The organism is Falsiroseomonas sp. HC035 (assembly GCF_050563525.1).
Classification (GTDB): domain Bacteria; phylum Pseudomonadota; class Alphaproteobacteria; order Acetobacterales; family Acetobacteraceae; genus Falsiroseomonas.
In genome coordinates this window covers 272567-295647 of the sequence record NZ_JBNXUN010000006.1, presented here as the reverse complement: position 1 = coordinate 295647, position 23081 = coordinate 272567, and the positions used below count along the sequence as shown (strand labels likewise).

Here is a 23081-nt window from a genome sequence, read left to right as displayed (position 1 = left end):
GAAACCGGCCCCCTTTTTCGTGTCAGGCCAGCTTCTCCGCCGGCGGGTCGTTGCGCGTCTTCCACAGGGAGAACAGCACTCCGCCCGCGATCAGTGCCAGCGTCACGCCGAGCGAGATCGCCGGGTCCAGCTTCCCGAACAGCTGGTTCCAGAAGATCTTCCCGCCGATGAACACCAGCACCAGCGCCAGCGCATACTTCAGGTAATGGAAGCGGTGGATCATGGCCGACAGCGCGAAGTACAGCGCGCGCAGGCCGAGGATCGCCATGATGTTCGCGGTGTAGACGATGAAGGTGTCCGTCGTGATCGCGAAGATCGCCGGCACGCTGTCCACCGCGAAGACCAGGTCGGCCAGGTTGATGACGACCAGCGCCAGGAACAGCGGCGTCGCCCAGACCACCAGCTTGTTGGTCTTGGGGTCGGGCTGGCGCACGAAGAACTTCTCGCCATGCAGCGCATCCGTCACCCGCATGTGGCGGCGCAGGAACTTCACCACCGGGTTCTTGGAAATGTCGGCATCGCCTTCCGGCACGAACAGCATCTTGATGCCGGTGGCGATCAGGAAGGCGCCGAAGATGTAGAGCAGCCAGTCATATTCCTGCACCAGCGCCGCGCCGATGCCGATCATCAGGCCGCGCAGCACGATGACGGCGATGATGCCCCAGACCAGGGCGCGGTACTGGTATTTCCGCGGGATGGCGAAGAAGCCGAAGATCAGGCTGATGACGAAGACATTGTCGATCGACAGCGCCTTCTCGATGAAGAAGCCGGTGAAATAGGTGACGCCGGCATGGGTGCCGTCGGAGGTGACGATGTGCCCGGCCTCGTAGGCCCACCAGATGCCGCCGCCGAAGAGCATCGCGAAGCCGATGTAGAAGGCGGAGAGATAGAGGCTCTCGGAGATGCCCATCTCCTTGTCTTCCTTGTGGAGGACACCGAGGTCGAAGGCGAGCAGGCCGAAGACGATCGACAGGAAGGCAACCCACATCCAGACCGGCTTGCCGATCCATTCGTACAACAGGAATTCCATGAACATCTCGCTCCGGGTCATGCGGAAGACGCCCGCGGTCGCGGGCGAATTCACAAGGGCACCCCGGCAACGGGTGTCACGATCCGGGCCGGGTTCGTGGCAGGCTTGGCGGTCTCTGGCGATCCGACATCGCGGGGGCGGCATACATCGCCGCCCGAGCCGCCAGAGGGGCCCGGATCAGGCGCCGACGTAATGGCCGGCCGGAGGGGCTTCAAGCCTCCACGCATGGACGGGATGAAATAATTTGGCCACGTGACGCAGCCGGGCGTCTGGCGGTGAATTCGGGCCGTCCCCGGTTGTCTGCGGCGGCCCGGCAGGCCATGTGCTGATTTGCGGAAGACGCGGGGGCGGACTAACCTGCGTCCTTGAGGCAATCGGGCCCCCTGCAACAGGCGGGCCACTCACGGGATCGAGGCGTCGCTATGGGTTCGTTCAGCATCTGGCATTGGCTTGTCGTTCTGCTCGTCATCCTGCTGCTGTTCGGCAGCGGGAAGATCAGCGGGCTGATGGGCGACCTGGCCAAGGGCATCAAGTCCTTCAAGTCGAACATGAAGGAAGACGACGACAAGGATGCGTCCATGACGGCGGACGCGGCCTCCCAGACCCCGGCACAGCCGGCCGGTTCCATCGCGGCTCCCGGCACGCAGCCGGCCCAGGCGCAGACCACAGGGACCAGCCGCCCGGCGGCCTGAAGCGGGAGGCCTGAAGCGGGCGGCCTGAACCAGGCACTTGCGGCCGCATCACGCGGCCGTCATCGCTTGGTTGCCCAGCAGACGTGGCAGCCCTAGACTTGCCACGTAATGGACGTGCCCCGTCATTGGCGGGGTCGCGCGCCGACCCCTGATCAAAGGGGCCGGCGTTTTGCGTTTGGGGGGCTTCAAGACATGAACAGGCCGGCAACGAACGGCGGCGCGTCGGTCATCGCGGAATCGGGTGCGACCGTGACGGCGATCGACGACATGGAGTTCGCCTCCGCCCGCCGCGAACTGGCGGGCTGGCAGGGCATCGGTTGGCGCGTCGCGGCTGTGGCCTTCGTGCTGTGGCACATGTGGGTGCTGCTGGTGGCGCCTGCGGACCCGACCGTGGCGCGGGCGGTGCACGTCTTCCTCGGCGCCGCGCTCGGCTTCGCGCTGTTCGCGCCCAGCACCGTCGTCGGCGGCGCCGGCACGCGGGTCGCGTGGTACGACTGGCTGCTGATGATCCCCTGCCTGCTGGTGCCTCTGCACTACATGCTGGATGCCGACGGCATCGAGATGCGCAGCTTCATGGGGCCGAACTGGCAGGACATCGCGGTCGGCACGGTCGGCATCCTGCTGGTGCTGGAATTCGCCCGCCGCACCGCCGGCTTCATCATGCCGCTGATCGCCGTGGTGTTCATCGCCTACTGCTTCGTCGGGCCCTGGATGCCCGGCATCCTGTTCCATGGCGGCATCGCGTTCGAGCAGGCGGTGGTGGAGCTGTTCAACAACAACGGGGTGCTCGGCACCATCGTGCAGGTCTCCGCCACCTTCATCATCCTGTTCGTCACCTTCGCCGCCTTCCTCACCGCTTCCAAGGCCGGCGACTACTTCAACGATTTCGCGCTCGCCCTGGTCGGGCGCGCACGTGGCGGGCCGGCCAAGGTCACCGTCATCTCCGGCATCCTGTTCGGCGCGATCTCCGGCAGCGCGGTGGCCAACGTCGTCGCCTCCGGCACCTTCACCATCCCGATGATGCGCCGCGTCGGCTATTCGCGCGAAACCGCCGCGGCGGTGGAGGCCACCAGCTCGACCGGCGGGCAGATCACGCCCCCCGTCATGGGCGCCGGCGCCTTCATCATGGCCGAGGTGCTGGGCATTCCCTACACCGAGATCGCGCTGGCCGGCCTGATCCCGGCGCTGCTATTCTACCTGGCCAACTACATCCATTGCGACCTGAACGCCCGCAAGGCCGGCATCATGGGCCTGAAGCGGGAGGATCTGCCGCGCTGGGTGGATCTCGGCCGCCGCGCCTACATGGCGGCCCCGCTGATCCTGATGATCGCCATGCTGGTGATGGGCTATTCCCCGTTCCGCGCCGCGGCCACCGGCATCGCGGCGACCATCGCCATCATGCTGTTCACCGCCCTGGCACACCGCCTGATCCTGCGGCGTGAGGCGCTGGTGCCGGGCCTTGTCGGTGCCTTCGTGGAGCTGTTCTGGGCCATCGAGCGCGCCCTGGCCGGCTCGGCCAAGGAGGTGATGCAGCTGATTGCCGTCTGCGCCGCCGCCGGGCTGGTGGCCGGCGTCATCGGCCTGACCGGCGTCGGCGGCCGCTTCGCCAACATGCTGCTGCAGATCGCGGCCTCCTCCGAATTCCTGGCGATGCTGTTCGCCATGGTCGTCGCCATCATCCTCGGCATGGGGGTGCCGACCACGGCGGCCTATGCCATCGCGGCGGCGGTGGTGGCGCCGGGCCTGATCAACATCGGCGTGCCGGCGTTGGTGGCGCACATGTTCATCTTCTACTTCGCCATCCTGTCCTCCATCACGCCGCCGGTCGCACTCGCCTCCTTCGCCGCGGCCTCGATGGCGGGGGCTGACATGTGGAAGACCAGCATGATCGCGGTGAAGCTGGGGCTGGCCACCTTCATCGTGCCCTTCATGTTCTGGCTGTCCCCGGCGCTGCTGGCACAGGGCGATCTGCACGTGATCCTGCAGGCGGTCGCCACCGCCGGGCTCGGCGTGTTCCTGCTGGCCTGCGCGACGGAAGGTTGGATGCTGAACGGGCCGCTCGCCCTGCCGCTGCGCGTCGTCTCCGGCGCCACCGGGCTCGCGCTGATGGTGCCGGAACTCTGGACCGACCTGGGCGGCCTCGTGATCGCCGCGGCGCTGCTGGCCTGGCAGCATCGCAGCTTCAAGGCGCCGGTCGCGGCATGAAGGCGGCGGCGGAGGCGATCGTCGCCGCCGGGCGGCGGCTCGATGCGCTCGGACTGGTGCCGGCGACGGCGGGGAATTTCTCCGTCCGCCTGGATGCACGCCGGCTGGCGGTCACCGTCTCCGGCCGGCACAAGGGTTTCCTGGCGACGGATGATGTCATGGTCGTCGATCTCGACGGCGTGCCCGAGGATCCGGCGAAGCGATCCTCGGCCGAGACGCTGCTGCATTGCGGCATCTACCGTCGCTTTCCGGAGGCGCGTGCCGTGCTGCACGGCCATTCCATCGCCAACACCGTGCTGTCGCGTGCGGTGGGGAACAGCCTGTCCCTCGCCGGCTATGAACTGCTGAAGGTCTTCCCGGGCCTTCCCACCCATGACGCCTCCGTCGAGGTCCCGGTGGTGCCGAACGACCAGGACATCGCCCGCATGCAGCGCGGGCTCGATGCGCTGTGGGATGGCATGGCGCAGGTGCCGCCCGGCTACTTGATCCGCGGCCACGGGTGCTATGTATGGGCGCCCGACATGCCCGGGGCCCTGGCCCGACTGGAGGGGCTGGAGTTCATGCTCCGCTGCGAACTGGAAGAAAGGAGCCTGCGATGAGCCGCCTGACCGTGTGGGACGCCGCCACCGACGCGCAGATCCTGGTGACGGAAGATGCGTCCGAGATCGCCCGCAACCTGTCCGCCATCGGCGTCCGCTTCGAGCGCTGGCCGCTTGCGGACCTGCCCGCCGACGCCCCGGCCGAGGCGGTGCTGGAAGCCTATCGCCCGCGCCTCGATGCCTTCATGGGCGAGACCGGCGCCGGCACCGCCGACGTCATCAAGCTGACCCCGGACCATCCGGCGAAGGATGCGATGCGGGCCAAGTTCCTGTCCGAGCACACGCATACCGAGGACGAGGTCCGCTTCTTCCATGCCGGCTCCGGCAACTTCGTGCTGCACATGGATGGCAAGGTTTTCGACGCGCATTGCACGGCGGGCGACCTGATCTCGGTGCCGGCCGATTCGAAGCACTGGTTCGATGCCGGCGAGAACCCGGATTTCGCCGTGCTGCGCGTCTTCACCGACACCTCCGGCTGGACCCCGCACTACACCGGCACGGACATGGCCAACCGCTTCCCGGCCGCCACGGCGTGACGGCGCCGGCCCTGGTCCTGCTGGATATCGAGGGCACGACCAGCGCCATCGCCTTCGTCAAGGACACCCTGTTCCCCTTCGCGGAGGCCGAGCTGGACACGTTCCTGGCCGCCCGCGGCACGGAGCCGGAGGTCGCGGCGATCCTGGCGGAGGTGCCGGGGCCGGATCGGGCGGCGACCTTGCGGGACTGGATGGCGGCCGATGCCAAGGTTACGCCGCTGAAGGCGTTGCAGGGGCTGATCTGGGAGGCGGGCTTCGCCGATGGCCGCCTGCGCGGGCATCTGTGGCCGGATGTCGCACCCTGCCTGCGCGCCTGGCACGAAGCCGGCATCGGGCTTGCCATCTATTCCTCCGGCTCCGTTGCCGCGCAGCGCCTGCTGTTCGGCCACTCCGAGGCCGGCGACCTGGTGCCGCTGTTCTCCGGCTTCTTCGACACGCGCATCGGCACCAAGCGCACCCCCGCCGCCTATGACGCCATCGCCGCCGAGCTGGGCCAGTCGCCCGGCCGCATCCTGTTCCTGTCTGACGTGGCGGAGGAGTTGGACGCGGCGCGGGACGCAGGCCTCCGCACCTGCCAACTGGTGCGCCCCGCGGACGGCACCCGGCCCGCCGGCCGCCACCCGGAGGCAGCCGACTTCCCCGACGTCGCCCGCCGATTCGGTCTGCCCCTGCCTGGGTGACATCTCCCGCCTGCGCGGGCTAGATGGCCATGGCCCTGGATGCCTGGCGCGGGAGATCCATCATGATGACGACCTACGCCGTCGCCCACGGGCAACTCGCCGTGCGCGATGGCGTCCTGCCCCTGGAACAGATCGCAGGCGCGGTCTGGATCGACCTGCTCAGTCCGACGGCGGAGGAGGAGCATGCGGTGCAGGCCGCGCTGCGGCTCGAGATCCCGACACGGGAGGAGATGCAGGAAATTGAAAGCTCCTCCCGCTTGTACCGGGAGGAGGAGGCGCTGTTCCTGACCGCCAATTTCCTGTACGGCACCGACAGCGGCGACTACGGCTCCACCCCCATCACCTTCGTGCTGACCAACACCGCCCTCGTCACCGTGCGCTACCAGACCCCGAAGGCCTTCAGCGTCTTCGCGTTGCGCTGCCAGCGCACCCCGTCCCTCACCGCCAGCCCGGACGCGGTGATGCTGCATCTGTTCGAACAGATCGTGGACCGGCTGGCCGATGTGCTGGAGAAGCTGGGCGCCGACATGGACCGCGCCTCCGCCGCCACCTTCCGCGGCGGCCGCGCCAAGGCCGCCACCAAGGCGAAGGAGAAGGCGCGGGTCCGGGCGGATGAGCTGAAGGAGACGCTGATCACGCTCGGCACCGTGGGGGAGGTGACGACGCGGGCGTCGGAGACCCTGCTCGGCCTGTCGCGCATCCTGACCTTCGTGGGGGCGGAGAAGGCATCGACCGTACGCAAGGTGAACCAGGTGGTCATCAAGACCCTGGTGCGCGACGTGCGCAGCCTGGTGGACCACGCCAAGGTGCTGAACGACAAGGCGCAGTTCCTGCTGGATGCGGTGCTCGGCATCGTCAGCGTCGAGCAGTCCAACATCATCAAGACCTTCACCGTGGCCTCCGTCGCGCTGATGCCGCCGACGCTGATCGCCAGCATCTACGGCATGAACTTCCAGTACATGCCGGAGCTGGGCTGGCGGATCGGCTATCCGCTGGCGCTGCTGCTGATGGTGTGCTCGGCCCTGCTGCCGATCTTCTACTTCAAGCGGAAGGGCTGGCTCTGATCCTCCGCGTCGCCGTCCTTGTCCTGGTTCTCGGCGGCGTCGCCCTTCTGCCGCAGGCCCTGCCGTCGGCGGTGGCGCAACCAGCGCCGCCGGTCCCGCGGCCGGCCGATTGCCCGCCGCGTGGCACGCCGCTGCTGCGCGTGAGCGTCTCCGACCCTGATGTGCGCGTGCTGCCTCCGGTCTCGGCCGAACAACTGCGCCGGCTGGCCGATGTGCAGGAGGACCACGAGCAGGTTGCCGGCCAGATCCTGCACCACCTGGGCCTGACCATGTCCCGCGTCGAATGGCGCAGCGAGATCACGGTGCGCAGCCAGGGCCTGCCGAACGGCCCGGTCTGCGGCGTGCCCTCCGAGGTGCGGCTCAGCCTGGTGCATGCCGAGCACAGCATCCGCCTGGCCCGCGAGATTCCGCGCGGCGGCTGCCTGGCGCGGGAGGTGCTGGCGCATGAACGGCGCCATGCGGAGGTCAACCGCCGTACCCTGCGCCAGGCGGCGGATGCGCTGCGCGCCGTGGCACGAAGCTGGGCGGCGCGGGCGGAGGCGCAGGCGCCGAACGCCGCAGCCGCGGCGCAACTTCTGCAGGACGACCTGACCGCGGCGGTGGAGCCGGTGTTGGCGATGCTGCGGGACGCCCGGCAGTTCGGCCATGACGAGATCGACACGCCGGAAGAATACCGCCGCCTCGGCCGCGTCTGCCCCGCCGACCAGCGGCGCCTGAGCCGCAGCCTGGGGGATGGCTGAGGGTGGCCCGGTTGACCGGTGGCAGGCTGCTTGCTTGGGTGACCCCATAGCCCCCGATCGAGGTTCCCGCATGCCCGCCAGCCACCGCATCGCCGCCACCCCCGAAACCATCCGCTGGGGGGCCTTCGACGCCAGCTTCGCCCCGGTCGCGACCATCGCCAGCGGTGACCTGGTGGTGCTGGAATGCGTGTCGGGCGCGCCGGAGGTGATGCCGCCGGCCGAATCCGGCCTGGTGCCGCCGCCGGCGCTCGCCGCCATCCACGCCGCGAAGCCGCCGCGCCTCGGCCCGCATATGCTGACCGGCCCCGTGGCGGTGCAGGGCGCCGAGCCGGGCGATGCGATCCGCATCGATATCGAGCAGATCGAGTTGGGCTGCGACTGGGGTTTTTGCGGCTTTCGCCCTCTTGGTGGGACGCTGCCGGAGGATTTCCCTTATGCCCGCATGCTGCACATCCCGGTGGACCGGGCGGCGATGACGGGGCGGGTGCCGGTGGGGCCGGGGGTGACGCTGCCGCTCAGCCCGTTCTTCGGCGTCATGGGCCTTGCGCCACCGCGTGAATGGGGCGCGATCAGCACCAAGGAGCCGCGCGCGCATGGCGGCAACCTGGACAACAAGGAACTCACCGCTGGCACCACGCTGTGGCTGCCGGTGCATGTCGCGGGCGGCAATTTCTCGGCCGGTGACGGCCATGGCGTGCAGGGCGATGGCGAGGTCTGCATCAATGCGCTGGAGATGTGCCTGACCGGGCATTTCCGCCTGACCCTGGAGAAGGGCGGCGGCACCAAGGACCCGGTGCTGCGCTTCCCGCGCGCTGAGACGAAGACGCATTATGTTTCCATGGGCCTGAACGAGGATCTCGACCTCGCCATGAAGCAGGCGCTGCGGGAGATGATCGGTTTCATCGTAGCGCGGATGAACGTATCCGCCGCCGACGCCTACCAGTTGTGCTCGCTGGCCGTCGATTTTCGCGTGACGCAGACGGTGAACGGGGAAAAGGGGGTACACGGGATGCTGAAGAAGGGCCTGTTCTTCTGAATATTGTGTAACCGGATTCGGCACCGATCCAACTCTGTCCACAGAAATCCGTCGCGTTGAGCGTTCTACAACTTGTGGGCTCCCGCCGCGTTGGCCTACCGTATGTGGTGTCAGCCGCGGGTTTGGAGAGAGCGCATGGATTGGACGGCGGAGGCCATCGAGCGGCTTCGGGCGCTCTGGGCGGAGGGTCACTCGACAGCCGAGATCGGTCGTCGGATGGGCATCTCGAAGAATGCCGTGGTCGGCAAGGCCCACCGCCTGACCCTGCCGGCCCGCCCCAGCCCGATCCGCCGCGAGGCCTTGGGGGGCGCGGTACAACCGGTGCGTGCGACTGTCCGCAGCAACACCGCCGCCCCGCAGGCGCCGACGGTCAACGCCGTGCCGGCACCCTCGGTCGCGCCGGCGACGCGGGCGGCGAGCGTGGCGCAGCGGCCGGCGGCCGCGGCGTCGCCCCAGCCTTCCGTGGTGCGCGCATTTCCGCGCTTCGGCGCCGCGCGCAGCTGCTGCTGGCCAATCGGCGAGCCGGGCACCCCCGATTTCCGCTTCTGCTCGGCCGAGGCTACGACCGGCAAGCCCTACTGCACGCAGCACGCCGCGGTCGCCTATGTGAAGGCCCGCGACCGCCGCGAGGACGCGGCCTGATCCCGCGCTGAGCGCGGCCCCGCCCGCAAAGCGGGGCGGGGGTGCGCCGTTGGTGGTTGGAGCGGGCGGGCCGTGCTGGCATAGGAACGGTCATGTCGCGATCGCTCCAGGGTGTGCTGATCCAGCTCGTCGCCCTGGCGCTGTTCGTCGCGATGGACGCGCTGCTGAAGGTGCTGGTGGCCAGCCACGCAGTGCCGCAGCTGATGTTCGTGCGCTTCGTGTTCCACACCATCCTGGTGATGGGCGCGCTGCGGCTGATCACCGGCAAGGTGCCGTTCCGCAGCCGGGCGCCCTGGCTGCAGACCCTGCGCAGCCTGTCGCTCGCCACCGCCAATGCGGCACTTTCGGTCGCGCTGATCCACATTCCACTGGCCGACGCCACCGCCGTGGCCTTCGCGGCGCCGGTACTGACCGTGGCGCTGGCGGCGCTGTGGCTGGGGGAGAAGGTCTCGCCGCGCCGCTGGGTCGGCGTCGGCATCGGCTTCGTCGGCGTGCTGGTGGCGCTGCGCCCGCCCTTCCTGACCGGGGAGGCGCTACACTGGGCCATGCTGCTGCCGCTGGTCACCGCCGCGGCCAACACCGTCTACCAGCTGCTGACCCGCAAGCTGGCCGCGGTGGACGACCCGCACACCACCTTCGTCCATACCTCCATCGCCGCGGCGGTGGTGACCGGCCTGGTGCAGCCCTTCGTCTGGGTGACGCCGGGCGCCTGGGACTGGCCGCTGTTCGCTGCCCTCGGCCTGCTCGGCGGCGCGGGGCACTGCCTGCTGGTGCTGGCCTTCGCCCGCGCGCCGGCTTCGGTGCTCGCACCGATGTCCTATACGCAACTGCTGTGGGCCGGGCTGGCGGGCGTGCTGGTGTTCGGCGACTGGCCGGACGGCTGGACCCTGCTCGGCGCCGGCATCATCGCGGCGGGCGGCGTCCTGGTGGCAATCCCGGAGCGCCGGAGGGACCGGGCGGGCTGAACTCGTTGGCATGACAGTGGGATTGCGGTCTCGTGATGCCGGCAAGGCCATACGGCGGCGACCGCGTGACGTTCAACCGCATCAAGACGCTTGCCTAAACCGCCCGATAGGGACTAGCCCCATCCGCACCTCTGCAATTGGCCCGGCATGACCATCAGAACCGACGCTCCCGACCGTGACCACCCGCGCGCGGCGCTCGATGCCGCCGGCGTCCGGGACGCCTATCGGCGCTGGGCCGGCGTGTATGACGCCGTGTTCGGCGGCGTCTCGGCCTTCGGCCGGCGTCGTGCGGTGGAGGAAGTCAACCGGCTGCCCGGCACCCGCGTGCTGGAAGTCGGCGTCGGCACCGGCCTCGCCTTGCCGCGCTACCGCGGCGACAAGCGCGTGGTCGGCATCGACCTGTCGCGGGAGATGCTGGAGAAGGCGGCGGAGCGGGTGCGCGAGGAACGGCTGGGCCAGGTCGTCGGCCTGGCCGAGATGGACGCCGAGAAGATGGCCTTCGCCGATGGCGCCTTCGACATCGCCGTCGCCATGTTCACCGCCAGCGTGGTGCCCGACGCCAAGCGGTTGTACGGCGAGATGTCGCGCGTGGTGCGCCCTGGCGGGCACCTGCTGTTTGTGAACCACTTCGCCGCCGAGGATGGCCCGCGCTGGTGGGTGGAGCGCGCCATGGCGCCGCTGTCCCGCCTGCTCGGCTGGCATCCGGATTTCGCCTTGCGCGACCTGCTGGACCCGGAGCGCGTGCAGGTGGAGGCGATGGAGCCCTGCAAGCCGGGCGGGCTGTTCACCCTGGTGCGGGTGCGGAACCAGCCGGCGCCGGCTCTGGCGGCGGCTGCCTGAGCGCGGGGTTTGTCCCGCGCGGCTGACATGGGTGTCATCGGGGGCGTCATTCGGGAAAATCCTTAACCTTCCCAATGGTGCACGCGTCTCTGACTTGCGGAATGGAAGTGTCACGTCACTTGTGCGGTGCGGGACGCGCCACTATGGTCCGCTCGCAGTGCGACCTGCCGCGGCGGCGGTGCAACGGGCGCGCAGATGGCCTCCGGCGGGTGACCACCGGATGGTCCGACAGCAGTTTCAGCGTGCGACGCGACGCGCTGGCGGGATGACAGGATGCAGCACGTGATCGGTGCGATACGGGGAATGACAGGCCGCTTCGCCGGCCTGCTGGGGCTGGCGCTTCTGGCGGGCGGGCTTGCGGCCCTCGGGCCGATGGGCGTGGCCCTGGCGCAGGACGCCATGGTGGGTGCGCCGGTCCCCTGGGGCATCGGGCTGCAGCCGTCCGGCGGGCCGATCAAGGACGCGATCTCGTCCTTCAACAGCCTGGTGTTCTGGATCATCGTGGCGATCACGATCTTCGTGTTCCTGCTGCTGGTCTATGTGGTCTGGAAGTTCCGGGCGGAGGTGAACCCGAATCCGTCCCGCACCAGCCACAACACCACCCTGGAAATCGCCTGGACGGTGGTGCCGGTGCTGATCCTGGTGATCATCGCCATCCCGTCCTTCCGCCTAATCTACTACCAGGACCGGACGGTGGACGCGGACATCACCGTCAACGTCCAGGGCCGGCAGTGGTACTGGCACTATGGCTACCCCGACAACGGCAACTTCACCTTCGACAGCTACCCGGTCCAGAACGAGGACCTCCAGGCCGGCCAGATGCGGAACCTGGAAGTGGACAACCCGCTGGTGATTCCGGTCGGCGCCAATGTCCGCATCCTGAGCACCGGCCAGGACGTGATCCATTCCTTCTTCGTCCCCTCGCTCGGCGTGCAGCGCTATTCCATCCCGGGCCGGACGCTGGAGACCTGGATGCGCGCCGACCGCCCCGGCACCTTCTACGGCCAGTGCAACCAGATCTGCGGTGTGAACCACTGGTTCATGCCGATCGTGGTGCGCGCCGTGCCGCAGGCGGAGTTCGAAGCCTGGGCGGCGGAGGCGCAGACGCGTTTCGCCCAGGGGCTGCCGCCGGGCGCGCCGCGCGCGATCGCGGCTTCCCCTGGCACCCCGGCCACTGGCAGCCCCGCCGAGCCGACCCAGATCAACGTCGCCGAGGTCCGCCGCTAGGCGGCCCCGAAGCCAACATCAGAAGCGGATAATCCGATGGCGACCGCGGCACACGCACATGACGACCACCACGACCACAAGCCGAGCTTTGTGAACCGGTGGCTGTTCTCCACCAACCACAAGGATATCGGCACCCTCTATATCGGCTTCTCGCTGATCGCCGCGATCGTCGGCATCGGCCTGTCGCTGCTGATGCGGATCGAGCTGCAGCAGCCGGGCATGCAGATCTTCGCCGATGGCCAGATGTGGAATGCCTATGTCTCGGCCCACGGGCTGATCATGGTGTTCTTCGTCATCATGCCGGCGCTGATCGGTGGCTTCGGGAACTGGTTCGTGCCGCTGATGATCGGCGCGCCGGACATGGCCTTCCCGCGCATGAACAACATCAGCTTCTGGCTGCTGGTGCCGGCCTTCCTGCTGCTCGGCGCCTCGCTGTTCGTGGGCGGCGGCGCCGGTGCCGGGTGGACGATCTATCCGCCGCTGTCGGATGACACCTACCAGACCGGCCCGGCGATGGACCTGGCGCTGTTCGGCCTGCACCTGGCCGGTGCGTCCTCGATCCTCGGCGCGGCGAACTTCATCACCACCATCTTCAACATGCGCGCCCCGGGCATGACGCTGCACAAGATGCCGCTGTTCGTGTGGTCCATGCTGGTCACCGCCTTCCTGCTGCTGCTGGCGGTGCCGGTGCTGGCGGGCGCGATCACCATGCTGATCACGGACCGCAACTTCGGTACGGCGTTCTTCGACCCGGCCGGCGGTGGCGACCCGGTGCTGTTCCAGCACCTGTTCTGGTTCTTCGGCCACCCCGAAGTCTACATCATGATCCTGCCGGCCTTCGGCATCGTGTCGCACGTCATCAGCACCTTCTCGAAGAAGCCGATCTTCGGCTACCTCGGCATGGCCTATGCGATGGTGGCGATCGGCGTCGTCGGCTTCATCGTGTGGGCGCACCACATGTTCACCTCGGGCATCGATGTGGACACGCGGGCCTACTTCATGGCGGCCACGATGGTCATCGCGGTGCCGACGGGCATCAAGATCTTCTCCTGGATCGCCACCATGTGGGGCGGCTCGCTGAAGCTCGATACGCCGATGCTGTTCGCCATCGGCTTCATCTTCCTGTTCACCGTCGGCGGCGTCACCGGCGTGGTGCTGGCCAATGCCGGCATCACCCAGATCCTGCACAACACCTACTATGTCGTGGCGCACTTCCACTACGTGCTGTCGCTCGGCGCGGTGTATGGCATCTACTGCGGAATCTACTACTGGCTCGGCAAGATGTCGGGCCGGCAGTATCCGGAACGCCTCGGCAAGATCCATTTCTGGCTCACCTTCATCGGCGTGAACCTGACCTTCTTCCCGATGCACTTCCTGGGCAACCAGGGCATGCCGCGCCGCTACCCGGACTACCCTGACGCTTTTGCGGGCTGGAACCTGGTGGTTTCCATCGGGTCCTACATCTCGGTCGCCGCCTTCCTGATGTTCTTCTACGTGCTGTACGTGACCTTCACGCGCGGTGCGAAGGTGGCGGCGAACCCGTGGGGCGAGGGTGCGACGACGCTGGAGTGGCAGGTCAGCAGCCCGCCGCCCTTCCACTCCTTCGATGAACTGCCCCGCATCAAGTAACCGGATCAAGTAAGCCTGATGAGCAGCACGACCATTTCGGCCGAGACCACCGGGACGGAGACCAGCAGCGACCTTTCCGAGGTTCGTGACTGGGTCGCGCTGCTCAAGCCGCGCGTGCTGACGCTGGTGGTCTTCACCGGCCTGGTCGGGCTGCTGGTGGCGCCGGGGTCCATCCACCCGGTGCTGGGGCTGACGGCGGTGCTGTGCATCACCCTCGGCGCCGGGGCCGCCGGCGCGCTGAACATGTGGTACGACCGGGATATCGACGCCCTGATGCGCCGCACGGCGCGGCGCCCGATTCCGGCCGGACGCATCGCGCCCAACGCAGCCCTGGGCTTCGGCATCGTGCTCGCCGTGGCCAGCGTCGCCATCATGGGGCTGGCGACGAACTGGGTGGCGGCCGCCTGGCTCGCCTTCTCCATCCTGTTCTACGTCGTGGTCTACACGGTTTGGCTGAAGCGCCGGACCAGCCAGAACATCGTCATCGGCGGCGCCGCCGGCGCCTTCCCACCGATCATCGGATGGGCCGCCGTGACGGGTGACGTGACGCTGGTGCCGTGGCTGCTGTTCACCATCGTCTTCGCCTGGACCCCGCCGCATTTCTGGGCGCTGGCGCTCTGGGCGCACGGCGACTATGCCCGCGCCGGCGTGCCGATGCTGCCGGTGGTGGCTGGCGCGCGCGAGACCCGGCGGCAGATCTTCATCTATACCGTGGTGCTGGCGCTGGCCGGGCTTTCGCCTTGGGCCGTGGGCTTCGCAGGGCCGCTCTATGCGGCGGTGGCGACGGTTCTCGGCGGCATGTTCCTGTACCATGCGGTCCGTACGCTGCGGGAAGCGCAGGACGAAACGGGGCGAAGCCTGGTGCAGGATGCCGCAGCGCGGCGCACCTTCGCCTTCTCGCTGATGTACCTTTTCGTGCTGTTCGGCGCGCTTGCCGTCGACGTCATCGCCTTCCGATGACGCCCGAGGAACGCACCGCTTTCGAGAAGCGCCGCCGCGGCCGCAACTGGGCCATGCTGGCCGCGCTGCTGGCCCTCGTCGTGCTGTTCTACTTCATCGCAACCGCGAAGCTGTTGGGAGCCTGACCGGTGGACGCCGCCCGCAAGCAGCAGATGGAACGCCGCAACCGCCGCACCGTGCTGGCGGCGTTCACCGGTGTCGCCGGCATGGTCGGCGTCAGCTTCGCCGCGGTGCCGCTGTACGACCTGTTCTGCCGCGTCACCGGCTTCAACGGCACGCCGATGATCGGCAGCGCCGCGGCGCCTGGCGCCGGCGAGCAGGTGATGACCATACGCTTCAACGCCAACACCCAGCCCGACCTGCCCTGGCGTTTCACGCCGGCCGCGCCAAGCCTTCGGCTGCGGGTGGGGGAGGAGGGTGTCGCCTTCTACAACGCGACCAGCACCGGCGAACGCCCCTCCACCGGCATATCTACCTACAACGTCACCCCAGAAGTCGTCGGCAAGTACTTCCACAAGACAGCCTGCTTCTGCTTCGAGGAGCAGACCCTGACGCCGGGCCAGCATGTGGACATGCCGCTGGCCTTCTGGATCGACCCGGCCATCGCGCAGGACCCCAATACGCGCGACATCCGGACCATCACCGTCAGCTACACCTTCTTCCGCAGCCTGAAGGATGCTGAGCGCGCCGGCGCCCTGGCCTCGGCCGGCCCGCATGTCGGCCGTCCGCCCAGCCAGACGCAATGACCACCCGGGTTACTTGAAGGCCGGACGGTTTTCAGGATTGATGCCCGCCGGCCGGACGGCCCCCGATCGAGACCAGTGAGACCAGGACGACCCATGGCAAGCGAAACCGGCCACCCCACCTACAAGCATCCCTACCACCTGGTGGACCCTTCGCCGTGGCCGCTACTGGGCGCCTTCGCGGGTGGCGCTCTGGTGCTCGGCATCATCATGATCGCGCACTACAACAGCTGGTGGATGCTCGGCGTCGGCGTGGCCGGCGTGCTGGCCACGATGTTCTTCTGGTGGCGCGACATCCTGAAGGAAAGCGCGGCCAAGGGCCTTCATTCGCCGGTCGTGCGCCTCGGCCTGCGGTACGGGATGATCCTGTTCATCGCGTCGGAGGTCATGTTCTTCGTCGCGTTCTTCTGGGCCTATTTCCACTTCGCGCTGTACCCGGACCATGTCTCCGGCACCGCCGCCGCCACTGCGGTCTGGCCGCCGGCCGGCACGCTGACCTTCGACCCGCTCGGCCTGCCGCTGCTCAACACCCTGATCCTGCTGCTGTCTGGCTGCACCGTCACCTGGGCGCACCACGCGCTGCTGGAAAACGATCGCCGCAGCCTGATCCTCGGCTTGGCGCTGACCGTGTTCCTCGGCCTGTTCTTCACCTTCTTCCAGGTGGTGGAGTACATGGAGGCGCCGTTCCAGTTCACCGGCGGCGTCTATCCCTCCGTCTTCTTCCTCGCCACCGGCTTCCACGGCTTCCACGTGATCGTCGGCACCATCTTCCTGGCCGTCTGCCTGATCCGCGCGATCCGCGGGCAGTTCACGCCGGAGAAGCATTTCGGCTTTGAGGCGGCGGCCTGGTACTGGCACTTCGTCGACGTGGTCTGGCTGTTCCTGTTCGTCTCGATCTACTGGTGGGGCGCCGGCGAGATCGCGCATCACTAGTCCTGGCTTCTGGCGGGCGGCCGGCCTCGGCCGCTGCCCGCGCTGCGGCCAGGGTGCCCTGTTCACCGGGCCGCTGGCCGTCGTGCCCGCCTGCGCCGAATGTGGCCTGGATCTTTCGGCGCAGGATTCGGGCGACGGGCCGGCGGTGCTCGGCATCTTCGTGCTCGGCGCCCTGACCATGATCGGCGCCTTCCTGGTGGAATTCCGGCTGGAGCCGCCGCTCTGGGTCCACGCGCTGCTCTGGCCCGCGCTGCTGATCCCGGCCGCTATCCTCACCATGCGCTTCGCCAAGGCGGCGCTGATCGCGCTGACCTGGCGCCAGCGACACCCATGAGGCGCCTGCTGCTGCCGGCGCTGGTGGCGCTGCCGGTGCTGGGCGTGCTGCTGTTCCTCGGCACCTGGCAGCTGCAGCGGATGCACTGGAAGAACGACCTGCTGGCCGAGATCGCCGCCGCCGAGGCCGCCCCCGCCGTCCCCATCACCCTTGATCCGCGCCCCTGGACCAAGGTCGCCGCCACCGGCCGCTTCGACCATGCGCGGGAGGCCCTGCTGGGCCTCGAGGTGCGTGGCGCGATCCTCGGCAGCCACCTGCTGGTGCCGCTGCTGCGGGATGATGCGCCGTCGCTGCTGGTCGATCGCGGCTGGGTGCCGCTCGAAAGCCGCGTGCCGATCGCCCGGCCGGAAGGCGCGGTGACGGTGGAGGGCTACATCCGCCCCGCCGAATCGCCGGGCTTCTTCGCCGCCACCAACGACGCCGCGGGCCGCAAATTCTACAGCTTCGTGCCGGCGGAGATCGCCGAGGCGCTCGGCCTGCCGCAAATCGCGCCCTTCGGACTCGTCGTGCTGGGTCCGGCCAACGGCCTGCCCGATCCGGCACGGACGCTGCCGCGACCCACCAACAGTCATCTCGGCTACGCCATCACCTGGTACGGGCTGGCGCTGTCCCTGCTCGGCGTCTTCGCCGTCTGGGCCCGCCGCCGCCTGAGGGAGCCCGCATGCCCGCCTATGCAAGACTGACCGCCCGCTTCGCCCGCCTGTGTGCCCTCGGCGAGGCCGCCGGGATGCTGCATTGGGATGCCAGCGCCATGATGCCGCCGGGTGGTGGCGCGGCGCGGGGCGAACAACTCGCGGCGCTGGCCGGGCTGCGGCACGAATTGCTGGTCTCGCCCGAGGTGACGCTGGACCTGGCGGAGGCCTCCGCCGAGGGGCAATGGGACCAGGCCAACCTCGACCTGATGCGCCACGCCCACCTGCGCGCCACCGCTTTGCCGACCGCGCTGGTCGAGGCGGTGGAGCGTGCCAATTCCGCCTGCGAGAAGATCTGGCGCCAGGCCAAGGCTTCGGCCGACTTCGCCCTGGTGCGCCCGTACCTTGAAGAAGTGGTGCGGTTGCAGCGGGAGGTGGCGCAGGGCCTTGGCGATGCGTTGGCCATGGCGCCTTATGATGCCCTGATGGATGGCTACCAGCGCGGCGTCACCGCCGAGGACGTAGACCCGGTCTTCTCAGCCTACGAATCCTGGCTGGCGGAGGCCCTGCCGCGGGCGGAGGCGATCCAGTCCCGCCGTGGCGCCGCGCTGCCGCTGCCCGGGCCGTTCCCGGTGCCGGCGCAGCGCGACCTGTGCAAGGCGATGGCGCAGGCGGTCGGGCTGGATTTCGACCACGCCCGGCTGGACGAAAGCCTGCACCCGTTCTGCGGCGGCACGCCCACCGATGTCCGCATCACGACCTTCTACGACGAGTCCAACGTCGCCAAGGCGCTGCTCGGCGTGCTGCACGAGACCGGCCACGCGATGTACGAACGCGGCCTGCCTGAAGCCTTCGCCCGCCAGCCGGTGGGCGAGGCGGCTGGGATGGCGGCGCATGAATCGCAGTCGCTGATCGTGGAGATGCAGGCCTGCCGGTCCGACGCCTTCCTCGCCTTTCTTGGCACCAAGCTGCACGCGGCCTTCGGCGGCGATGCGGCGGCCTACACCGCGGCCAACCTGGCTCGGCATTGGCGCCGCGTGGAACGCGGCTTCATCCGCGTCGATGCGGATGAGATGACCTATCCGGCCCATGTCATCCTGCGCTTCAGGCTGGAGCGCGCGATGATCGAGGGCGGGCTCGAGGTCGCCGACCTGCCGGAGGCGTGGAATTCCGGCCTGTCCAAGGCGCTCGGCATCACCCCGCCTAACGACGCGCTGGGCTGCCTGCAGGACATCCACTGGCATGACGGCGCCTTCGGCTACTTTCCCAGCTACACCCTGGGCGCCATGGCCGCGGCGCAGTTGATGGCGGCGCTGCGGCGGGCGGAACCGGACCTCGATGCCCAACTGGCGCGTGGCGACATGGCGCCGATGATGGCCTGGCTGCGCGGCGCGGTGCATGGCCAGGGCGCGCGGCTGGGGTTCCAGGACCTGTTGCAGTCGGCGACGGGCAAGCGGCTGGACCCGGCGGATTTCACCGCGCACCTGACGGCGCGCTACCTGACGGATTGAAGGTAGTCCGCCACTGCCTCGCGTTCGGCCGCCTGGCGCAGCCCGTTGGCGCCCATCCAGAGGCCCGGATACATCTCTTCCGGGTCAGCCAGGAAGCGGACCATGCGGTCGCGGTCCCAGGTTTCGCCGGCGTCCCGGGCGGCTTCGAGCACGGGCGAATAGCCGAAGGCCGCGGCGCCGCCGACTCTGCGGCCCATCACGCCGTGCAGATTAGGGCCGGCCTGTTCGGGCGCGTCGCGTTCCACGGCGTGACAACTGGCGCAGTGGTTCTCGAAAATGGCGCGACCATTCTGGGCCTGGGCGGAGGAGGCCAAGGTCAGCAGGGCGATGGCAAGGGCGGCGCCTGACCCCCTCACCCAACCCTCTCCCCCTGGGGCAGGGGGAGAGGGATTTTCGGCGTCACGGTCAAAGGCCGTATTCGATCCGCACGATGCGGTCGGTGCCGCTCTCGCCGCCCCAGGCTTCGCCCGCGATGCCGTCCATCTGGCGGACATTGGCGCCGGGGCGGTCGGAGGGGAACGCCAGGAAGCTCTCATCCGCCGGGTCAAAGCGGACGATGGCGTTCGCCGGGAAGTCCGTCAGCCACACCTTGTCCGCGGGATCGACCCAGACCGAATAGGCCCGCGGCCGTTCCCCCGGTAGGCGCCAGGCCTTCCAGGACCCGTCGCGCGGGTCATGCACGGAGACGTTGCCGCTGTTCCACTCGCTGATCCACAGCCGCCCCAGGCTATCGGTCCAGACCCGGCGGGCACCCTGGTTCGGCGTCGGCGGCTCGACGATGCGGACCCGGGCGGTGTCCAGGTCCTCGATCTGTGCCAGGTGGTTGCCGGCGAGCGAGACATACCAGATGCCGCCCTGTGGGGTGCGGGTGATGCCGTAGGGGCCACGGCCGCGCGGCGCCTCCCATACATCCAGCCGTTCGGAGGCCGGCTTGAAGCGGCCATACAACCCGTTCTGCCCGGTGAACCAGTAGGTGCCCTGCTGGTCGAACACGCCGGTGTTCAGGTTGCCGTTGGGAAACCGCTCCGGCAGCTTCCAGACCTGCACGCGGTGGTCGCGCGGGTCGACGCGCACGATGGCGTTCTGCCCGCCATCCGTCACCCAGGCGCCGCCATCCGGGCCCATGATGACGCCATGCGGGGCGGAGCCCTCGCCGAGCTTCACGTCGTGGATGGCGCCCGTCCGCGGGTCCAGCCGGTTCAGCGTGCCGTTGCGCTGGCCGCAGAACCAGAAGGTGCCGTCACCGGACGCGGTGATGTCGCGCGAGCCGATGCGGCCGGTCACGCCCGGGGCCTTGGCATCGAACCAGGTCATCCGGTAGCCGGGCGGCACAGCCGGCGCGGCGGCGGCCGGGGCGGATTTCAGCAGGGCGGGGGCGGCCAGGGTGGCTCCGGCCAGGGTCAGCAGATCGCGGCGGCGCATCGCATCCTCCCTCATGAACGCGACGAAATCTTGGGGTATGGGGGGCGCATCGCAAGTCCGGGGCTGCGGGTCAGGCACACAAGCTTTCCTGGCCACCAGCCGGCCGCGCGCCCACCAGTTGCGCCGCCGGCACCTTCACCGTCGCCACCAGCCCGGCCGGATCGGACCAGTCGAAGCTGGCTGCGCCACCAAGCTGGCGCTTGGTCAGGGACGCGATGAGCCGGCTGCCGAAGCCGCTGCGCGTCGGCGGCCCGGCAACCTCCGGTCCGCCGGACTCGCGCCAGACCAGGCGCAGGGCGTCGCAGCCCGTCACCTCCCAGGACAGCGCCACGGACCCGCCGGGCTGCGACAGCGCGCCGTGCCGCGCGGCATTGGCGGCGAGTTCGTGCAGCACCATCGCCACCGGTTGCGCCGCCGCCGCCGCCAGCCGCACCGGCGGTCCGGCCAGCGTCACATGCCCGGCATGGGTCGCCAGTTCGCCTTCCGCCAGCGTACCGAAATCGGCGCCGGACCAGCCGGAGTCGGCCAGCAGCGAATGCGCCCGTGCCATGGCGGCGATACGGTCCGTCACTGCGGTGGCGAATTGCCCGGGTGGCGCATCGCGCGGTGCCAGCTGCACGACGGAGAGCGCGACCGCCAGGGCGTTCTTGGCGCGGTGGTCGACCTCGCGCGCCAGCAGGGACTGGCGCTCCTCCGCCTCGCGCCGCTCGGTGACGTCCAGGCTGACGCCGATGACGCGGGCCGGGCGGCCGTCCGGGCCGGGCAGCACGCGGCCGAACACCTGCAACCAGCGGATGGCGTCGGTATCGGGCCGGCGGATGCGGTACTCGCTGGCCTGCGCCGCCGCCTCCGTGTCGGGCGTGCTGTCCGCCGCCGCCTCCCGCAGCCGGTCCGAAAGCAGGCCCAGGGGCTGGTCGGGCGCCAGGATCATGGCGCGCAGCTCCGCCAGGCTGGGCGGCGGCTGGCCCGGGTCCATGCCATGCAGCCGGTATTCCTGCACCGACCAGGTGGCCTCGCCGGTCACCAGGTCGCGCTCCCACACGCCGATCCCGGCCGCTTCCTGTGCCAGGCGCAGCCGGCGTTCGCTGTCGCGAAGCGCCGCCTCTGCCAGCCGGCGCTCGGTCACGTCCACCACGGCACCGCTCATCCGCACCGGCTTGCCGTCGGGCGCGAACTCGGCGCGGCCCTTGCTGCGCAGCCAGCGAATGGTGCCGTCCGGCCAGACGGTGCGGAACTCGGCGACGTAGTCACCGTCGCCGGCCGGATCGGTCGCCTTGCGGCCGGCGGCGGCGACGGCCCCCCGGTCCTCGGGATGCACCGCCTCCAGCAGCGCCTCCCGCGTCGGCAGCGACCCGGGCGCGCGACCGTAAAGGGCTTCCCGGCCGGGCGACCCGGTCAGGCGATTGGCGATGGCATCCCATTCCCAGGTGCCCATGCGGGCGGCCGCGACGGCGCGGTTGAACCGGGCCTCGCTGGCGGCGAGCGCCGCGGTCGAGCCCAGCAGCGCCCCGCGCGCCGCCTCTACCTCCCGCACCTGGGAGGCCGGACGGTCGGGCAGGGGGCGGCCCTTGGCCAGGCGCAGCGCATCGGCGCCGAGCGCCGCGACCTCCGCCCCCAGTCGCCGGCCGAACCACAGGGCGGCGGCGGCGGCGAGGGCGAGCGCCGCCAGCCCGCCCCCGATCGCCGCCAGCAACGCGCTGCGCAGCGGCCCGTCCACCAGCGCCCGTGGCGCGCCATAGGCCAGGGCGAAGGGTGCCAGGTCGAGCCTGCGGAAATAAGCATGGACCGGCGTTCCCTCCAGCAGGGACACCGCTTCGCGCGCCTCACGAACGGATGGGTTGCGCTGGAAGGCGATGGCGCCGGCGGCGGCGGGGCGGCCGGTATCCGCGTGCTCCGGCACGGTGCGGGCGATGATGACGCCACCACGGTCCACCAGCGCCGCCACGCCGGCGCCCGCCGCCAGCTCCGCCCGCATCACCCCGCCCAGATGCGAGGGCCGGATGCCGGCGCCGAGCACGCCGACGACGCGGTCGCCGCGCCAGACCGGCAGCGTCACCACGATGGTCCAGCCGGCGACGGAACCCTGCACCAGATCGCCGACATGCACCCGGCCCGTCTGGATGGCGGTGCGGACGGCGGTGCCTGGTGTGGGCGCATCGCCGATCGGGCGCGGTGGGTAGCGGACCTGGCCCAGCGCGGGCGGCGCCTGCCCGGCCGGAACCTGCGTGTTGACCACCGGCACCGGCACCAGCGTCTCCCGCACCCCATCGCCGGCCGGGGCAGGGATCAGCCAGATCATCGACAGGGACGCGGCGCGACGCGCCACCAGGGACAGCGCCTGATCGCGGAACGCCACCGCATCAGGGCTGCCCGGCCCGGAGGCCAGTGCCTGGTCGAGGGAGGGCGAGGTGGACAGCGCCTCGAGCGCCGCAACGGTCAGGTCCAGCTCGCGGTCCACAGCGGTCTGCAACGCATGTGCGGTGGCGCCGATGGCAGCGAGCGCGGCGTCACGCCGCCCCTCGGCCGCCCAGACCACCAGCCCGGCGCCGAGCACGACGAGGGGCAGGGTGACGGCCAGGACCATGCGCAGCAGATGCACGCCGAAGCGGCGAGACCCGATCCCGGGCCGCCCTTTGCTTCCCCCAGCCCCCACGCCGTTTG

General features: G+C 69.6%; 24 protein-coding genes. 20 read left to right on the top strand and 4 right to left on the bottom strand.

Features of this window, described 5'->3' with window-relative positions; genetic code table 11:
* Positions 1–22: 22 nt before the first annotated feature.
* Positions 23–1051, bottom strand: a complete 1029-nt coding sequence (locus tag ACLF3G_RS15705; RefSeq protein WP_430670331.1) for a TerC family protein — start codon at positions 1049–1051, stop codon at positions 23–25.
* A gap of 401 nt (positions 1052–1452) precedes the next feature.
* On the opposite strand from ACLF3G_RS15705, the gene ACLF3G_RS15700 reads away from it, so the two are divergent.
* From ACLF3G_RS15700 to ACLF3G_RS15605, 20 genes are all read left to right on the top strand, one after another.
* Positions 1453–1722: a twin-arginine translocase TatA/TatE family subunit gene (locus ACLF3G_RS15700; protein WP_430670330.1), complete on the top strand. Its 270-nt coding sequence runs from the start codon at positions 1453–1455 to the stop codon at positions 1720–1722.
* Positions 1723–1914: 192 nt separating this feature from the next.
* Complete coding sequence (locus tag ACLF3G_RS15695; protein WP_430670329.1) at positions 1915–3927, top strand: TRAP transporter permease; 2013 nt, start codon at positions 1915–1917, stop codon at positions 3925–3927.
* Positions 3924–4526 carry a methylthioribulose 1-phosphate dehydratase gene (locus tag ACLF3G_RS15690; protein WP_430670328.1) on the top strand — a complete coding sequence of 201 codons (603 nt, stop codon included), beginning with the start codon at positions 3924–3926 and terminating at the stop codon, positions 4524–4526. The genes ACLF3G_RS15695 and ACLF3G_RS15690 overlap by 4 nt, the downstream gene beginning before the upstream one ends.
* Entirely contained in the window at positions 4523–5062 is a 540-nt protein-coding gene (locus tag ACLF3G_RS15685) for a 1,2-dihydroxy-3-keto-5-methylthiopentene dioxygenase (protein WP_430670327.1), read from the top strand. Before ACLF3G_RS15690 ends, ACLF3G_RS15685 begins: the two co-directional genes overlap by 4 nt.
* The gene (gene mtnC, locus ACLF3G_RS15680) at positions 5059–5742 is read left to right on the top strand and encodes an acireductone synthase (RefSeq protein WP_430670326.1); all 684 of its coding nucleotides are present in this window, start codon (positions 5059–5061) and stop codon (positions 5740–5742) included. Before ACLF3G_RS15685 ends, mtnC begins: the two co-directional genes overlap by 4 nt.
* A gap of 62 nt (positions 5743–5804) precedes the next feature.
* Positions 5805–6806, top strand: coding sequence for a magnesium transporter CorA family protein (locus ACLF3G_RS15675; RefSeq protein ID WP_430670325.1), 1002 nt, complete (start codon positions 5805–5807; stop codon positions 6804–6806).
* Positions 6807–6877: 71 nt separating this feature from the next.
* A complete protein-coding gene (locus ACLF3G_RS15670) occupies positions 6878–7546 on the top strand; it encodes a hypothetical protein (RefSeq protein WP_430670324.1) in 669 nt (222 codons plus the stop codon).
* Positions 7547–7616: 70 nt separating this feature from the next.
* Positions 7617–8582, top strand: a complete 966-nt coding sequence (locus tag ACLF3G_RS15665; RefSeq protein WP_430670323.1) for an acetamidase/formamidase family protein — start codon at positions 7617–7619, stop codon at positions 8580–8582.
* A gap of 135 nt (positions 8583–8717) precedes the next feature.
* Positions 8718–9224 carry a GcrA family cell cycle regulator gene (locus ACLF3G_RS15660; RefSeq protein ID WP_430670322.1) on the top strand — a complete coding sequence of 169 codons (507 nt, stop codon included), beginning with the start codon at positions 8718–8720 and terminating at the stop codon, positions 9222–9224.
* Positions 9225–9316: 92 nt separating this feature from the next.
* Complete coding sequence (locus tag ACLF3G_RS15655; RefSeq protein WP_430670321.1) at positions 9317–10189, top strand: DMT family transporter; 873 nt, start codon at positions 9317–9319, stop codon at positions 10187–10189.
* A gap of 147 nt (positions 10190–10336) precedes the next feature.
* Positions 10337–11029, top strand: coding sequence for a class I SAM-dependent methyltransferase (locus ACLF3G_RS15650; protein ID WP_430670320.1), 693 nt, complete (start codon positions 10337–10339; stop codon positions 11027–11029).
* A gap of 303 nt (positions 11030–11332) precedes the next feature.
* On the top strand, positions 11333–12256 hold the full coding sequence (gene coxB / locus ACLF3G_RS15645) for a cytochrome c oxidase subunit II (protein WP_430670319.1): 924 nt from the start codon (positions 11333–11335) through the stop codon (positions 12254–12256).
* A 36-nt stretch (positions 12257–12292) separates the two neighbouring features.
* On the top strand, positions 12293–13885 hold the full coding sequence (gene ctaD / locus ACLF3G_RS15640; RefSeq protein ID WP_430670318.1) for a cytochrome c oxidase subunit I: 1593 nt from the start codon (positions 12293–12295) through the stop codon (positions 13883–13885).
* 18 nt (positions 13886–13903) lie between these two features.
* On the top strand, positions 13904–14845 hold the full coding sequence (locus tag ACLF3G_RS15635) for a heme o synthase (RefSeq protein ID WP_430670317.1): 942 nt from the start codon (positions 13904–13906) through the stop codon (positions 14843–14845).
* Positions 14842–14970 (top strand): hypothetical protein, encoded by a 129-nt coding sequence (locus ACLF3G_RS15630; protein ID WP_430670316.1) that lies wholly within the window; start codon positions 14842–14844, stop codon positions 14968–14970. Before ACLF3G_RS15635 ends, ACLF3G_RS15630 begins: the two co-directional genes overlap by 4 nt.
* A 3-nt stretch (positions 14971–14973) precedes the next feature.
* Positions 14974–15591: a cytochrome c oxidase assembly protein gene (locus ACLF3G_RS15625; RefSeq protein WP_430670315.1), complete on the top strand. Its 618-nt coding sequence runs from the start codon at positions 14974–14976 to the stop codon at positions 15589–15591.
* Positions 15592–15684: 93 nt separating this feature from the next.
* Positions 15685–16521, top strand: coding sequence for a cytochrome c oxidase subunit 3 (locus ACLF3G_RS15620; RefSeq protein WP_430670314.1), 837 nt, complete (start codon positions 15685–15687; stop codon positions 16519–16521).
* On the top strand, positions 16421–16855 hold the full coding sequence (locus tag ACLF3G_RS15615; protein ID WP_430670313.1) for a DUF983 domain-containing protein: 435 nt from the start codon (positions 16421–16423) through the stop codon (positions 16853–16855). The genes ACLF3G_RS15620 and ACLF3G_RS15615 overlap by 101 nt, the downstream gene beginning before the upstream one ends.
* A complete protein-coding gene (locus ACLF3G_RS15610) occupies positions 16852–17538 on the top strand; it encodes an SURF1 family protein (protein ID WP_430670312.1) in 687 nt (228 codons plus the stop codon). Before ACLF3G_RS15615 ends, ACLF3G_RS15610 begins: the two co-directional genes overlap by 4 nt.
* Positions 17517–18998: a carboxypeptidase M32 gene (locus ACLF3G_RS15605; protein WP_430670311.1), complete on the top strand. Its 1482-nt coding sequence runs from the start codon at positions 17517–17519 to the stop codon at positions 18996–18998. Before ACLF3G_RS15610 ends, ACLF3G_RS15605 begins: the two co-directional genes overlap by 22 nt.
* Here ACLF3G_RS15605 and ACLF3G_RS15600 read toward each other — a convergent pair.
* From ACLF3G_RS15600 to ACLF3G_RS15590, 3 genes are all read right to left on the bottom strand, one after another.
* Complete coding sequence (locus ACLF3G_RS15600; protein WP_430670310.1) at positions 18983–19354, bottom strand: c-type cytochrome; 372 nt, start codon at positions 19352–19354, stop codon at positions 18983–18985. The genes ACLF3G_RS15605 and ACLF3G_RS15600 overlap by 16 nt on opposite strands.
* A 49-nt stretch (positions 19355–19403) precedes the next feature.
* Positions 19404–20420, bottom strand: a complete 1017-nt coding sequence (locus tag ACLF3G_RS15595; RefSeq protein WP_430670309.1) for a virginiamycin B lyase family protein — start codon at positions 20418–20420, stop codon at positions 19404–19406.
* Between the two features lie 70 nt (positions 20421–20490).
* Positions 20491–23019, bottom strand: a complete 2529-nt coding sequence (locus ACLF3G_RS15590) for a sensor histidine kinase (protein ID WP_430670308.1) — start codon at positions 23017–23019, stop codon at positions 20491–20493.
* Positions 23020–23081 lie beyond the last annotated feature (62 nt).

Bases quoted from the DNA above. Each gene is read 5' to 3' on its own strand.
- ACLF3G_RS15705 (WP_430670331.1), bottom strand. From the start codon at position 1,051: ATGACCCGGAGCGAGATGTTCATGGAATTCCTGTTGTACGAATGGATC.
- ACLF3G_RS15700 (WP_430670330.1), top strand. From the start codon at position 1,453: ATGGGTTCGTTCAGCATCTGGCATTGGCTTGTCGTTCTGCTCGTCATC.
- ACLF3G_RS15695 (WP_430670329.1), top strand. From the start codon at position 1,915: ATGAACAGGCCGGCAACGAACGGCGGCGCGTCGGTCATCGCGGAATCG.
- ACLF3G_RS15690 (WP_430670328.1), top strand. From the start codon at position 3,924: ATGAAGGCGGCGGCGGAGGCGATCGTCGCCGCCGGGCGGCGGCTCGAT.
- ACLF3G_RS15685 (WP_430670327.1), top strand. From the start codon at position 4,523: ATGAGCCGCCTGACCGTGTGGGACGCCGCCACCGACGCGCAGATCCTG.
- ACLF3G_RS15675 (WP_430670325.1), top strand. From the start codon at position 5,805: ATGATGACGACCTACGCCGTCGCCCACGGGCAACTCGCCGTGCGCGAT.
- ACLF3G_RS15665 (WP_430670323.1), top strand. From the start codon at position 7,617: ATGCCCGCCAGCCACCGCATCGCCGCCACCCCCGAAACCATCCGCTGG.
- ACLF3G_RS15660 (WP_430670322.1), top strand. From the start codon at position 8,718: ATGGATTGGACGGCGGAGGCCATCGAGCGGCTTCGGGCGCTCTGGGCG.
- ACLF3G_RS15655 (WP_430670321.1), top strand. From the start codon at position 9,317: ATGTCGCGATCGCTCCAGGGTGTGCTGATCCAGCTCGTCGCCCTGGCG.
- ACLF3G_RS15650 (WP_430670320.1), top strand. From the start codon at position 10,337: ATGACCATCAGAACCGACGCTCCCGACCGTGACCACCCGCGCGCGGCG.
- coxB (WP_430670319.1), top strand. From the start codon at position 11,333: ATGACAGGCCGCTTCGCCGGCCTGCTGGGGCTGGCGCTTCTGGCGGGC.
- ctaD (WP_430670318.1), top strand. From the start codon at position 12,293: ATGGCGACCGCGGCACACGCACATGACGACCACCACGACCACAAGCCG.
- ACLF3G_RS15635 (WP_430670317.1), top strand. From the start codon at position 13,904: ATGAGCAGCACGACCATTTCGGCCGAGACCACCGGGACGGAGACCAGC.
- ACLF3G_RS15630 (WP_430670316.1), top strand. From the start codon at position 14,842: ATGACGCCCGAGGAACGCACCGCTTTCGAGAAGCGCCGCCGCGGCCGC.
- ACLF3G_RS15620 (WP_430670314.1), top strand. From the start codon at position 15,685: ATGGCAAGCGAAACCGGCCACCCCACCTACAAGCATCCCTACCACCTG.
- ACLF3G_RS15610 (WP_430670312.1), top strand. From the start codon at position 16,852: ATGAGGCGCCTGCTGCTGCCGGCGCTGGTGGCGCTGCCGGTGCTGGGC.
- ACLF3G_RS15605 (WP_430670311.1), top strand. From the start codon at position 17,517: ATGCCCGCCTATGCAAGACTGACCGCCCGCTTCGCCCGCCTGTGTGCC.
- ACLF3G_RS15595 (WP_430670309.1), bottom strand. From the start codon at position 20,420: ATGCGCCGCCGCGATCTGCTGACCCTGGCCGGAGCCACCCTGGCCGCC.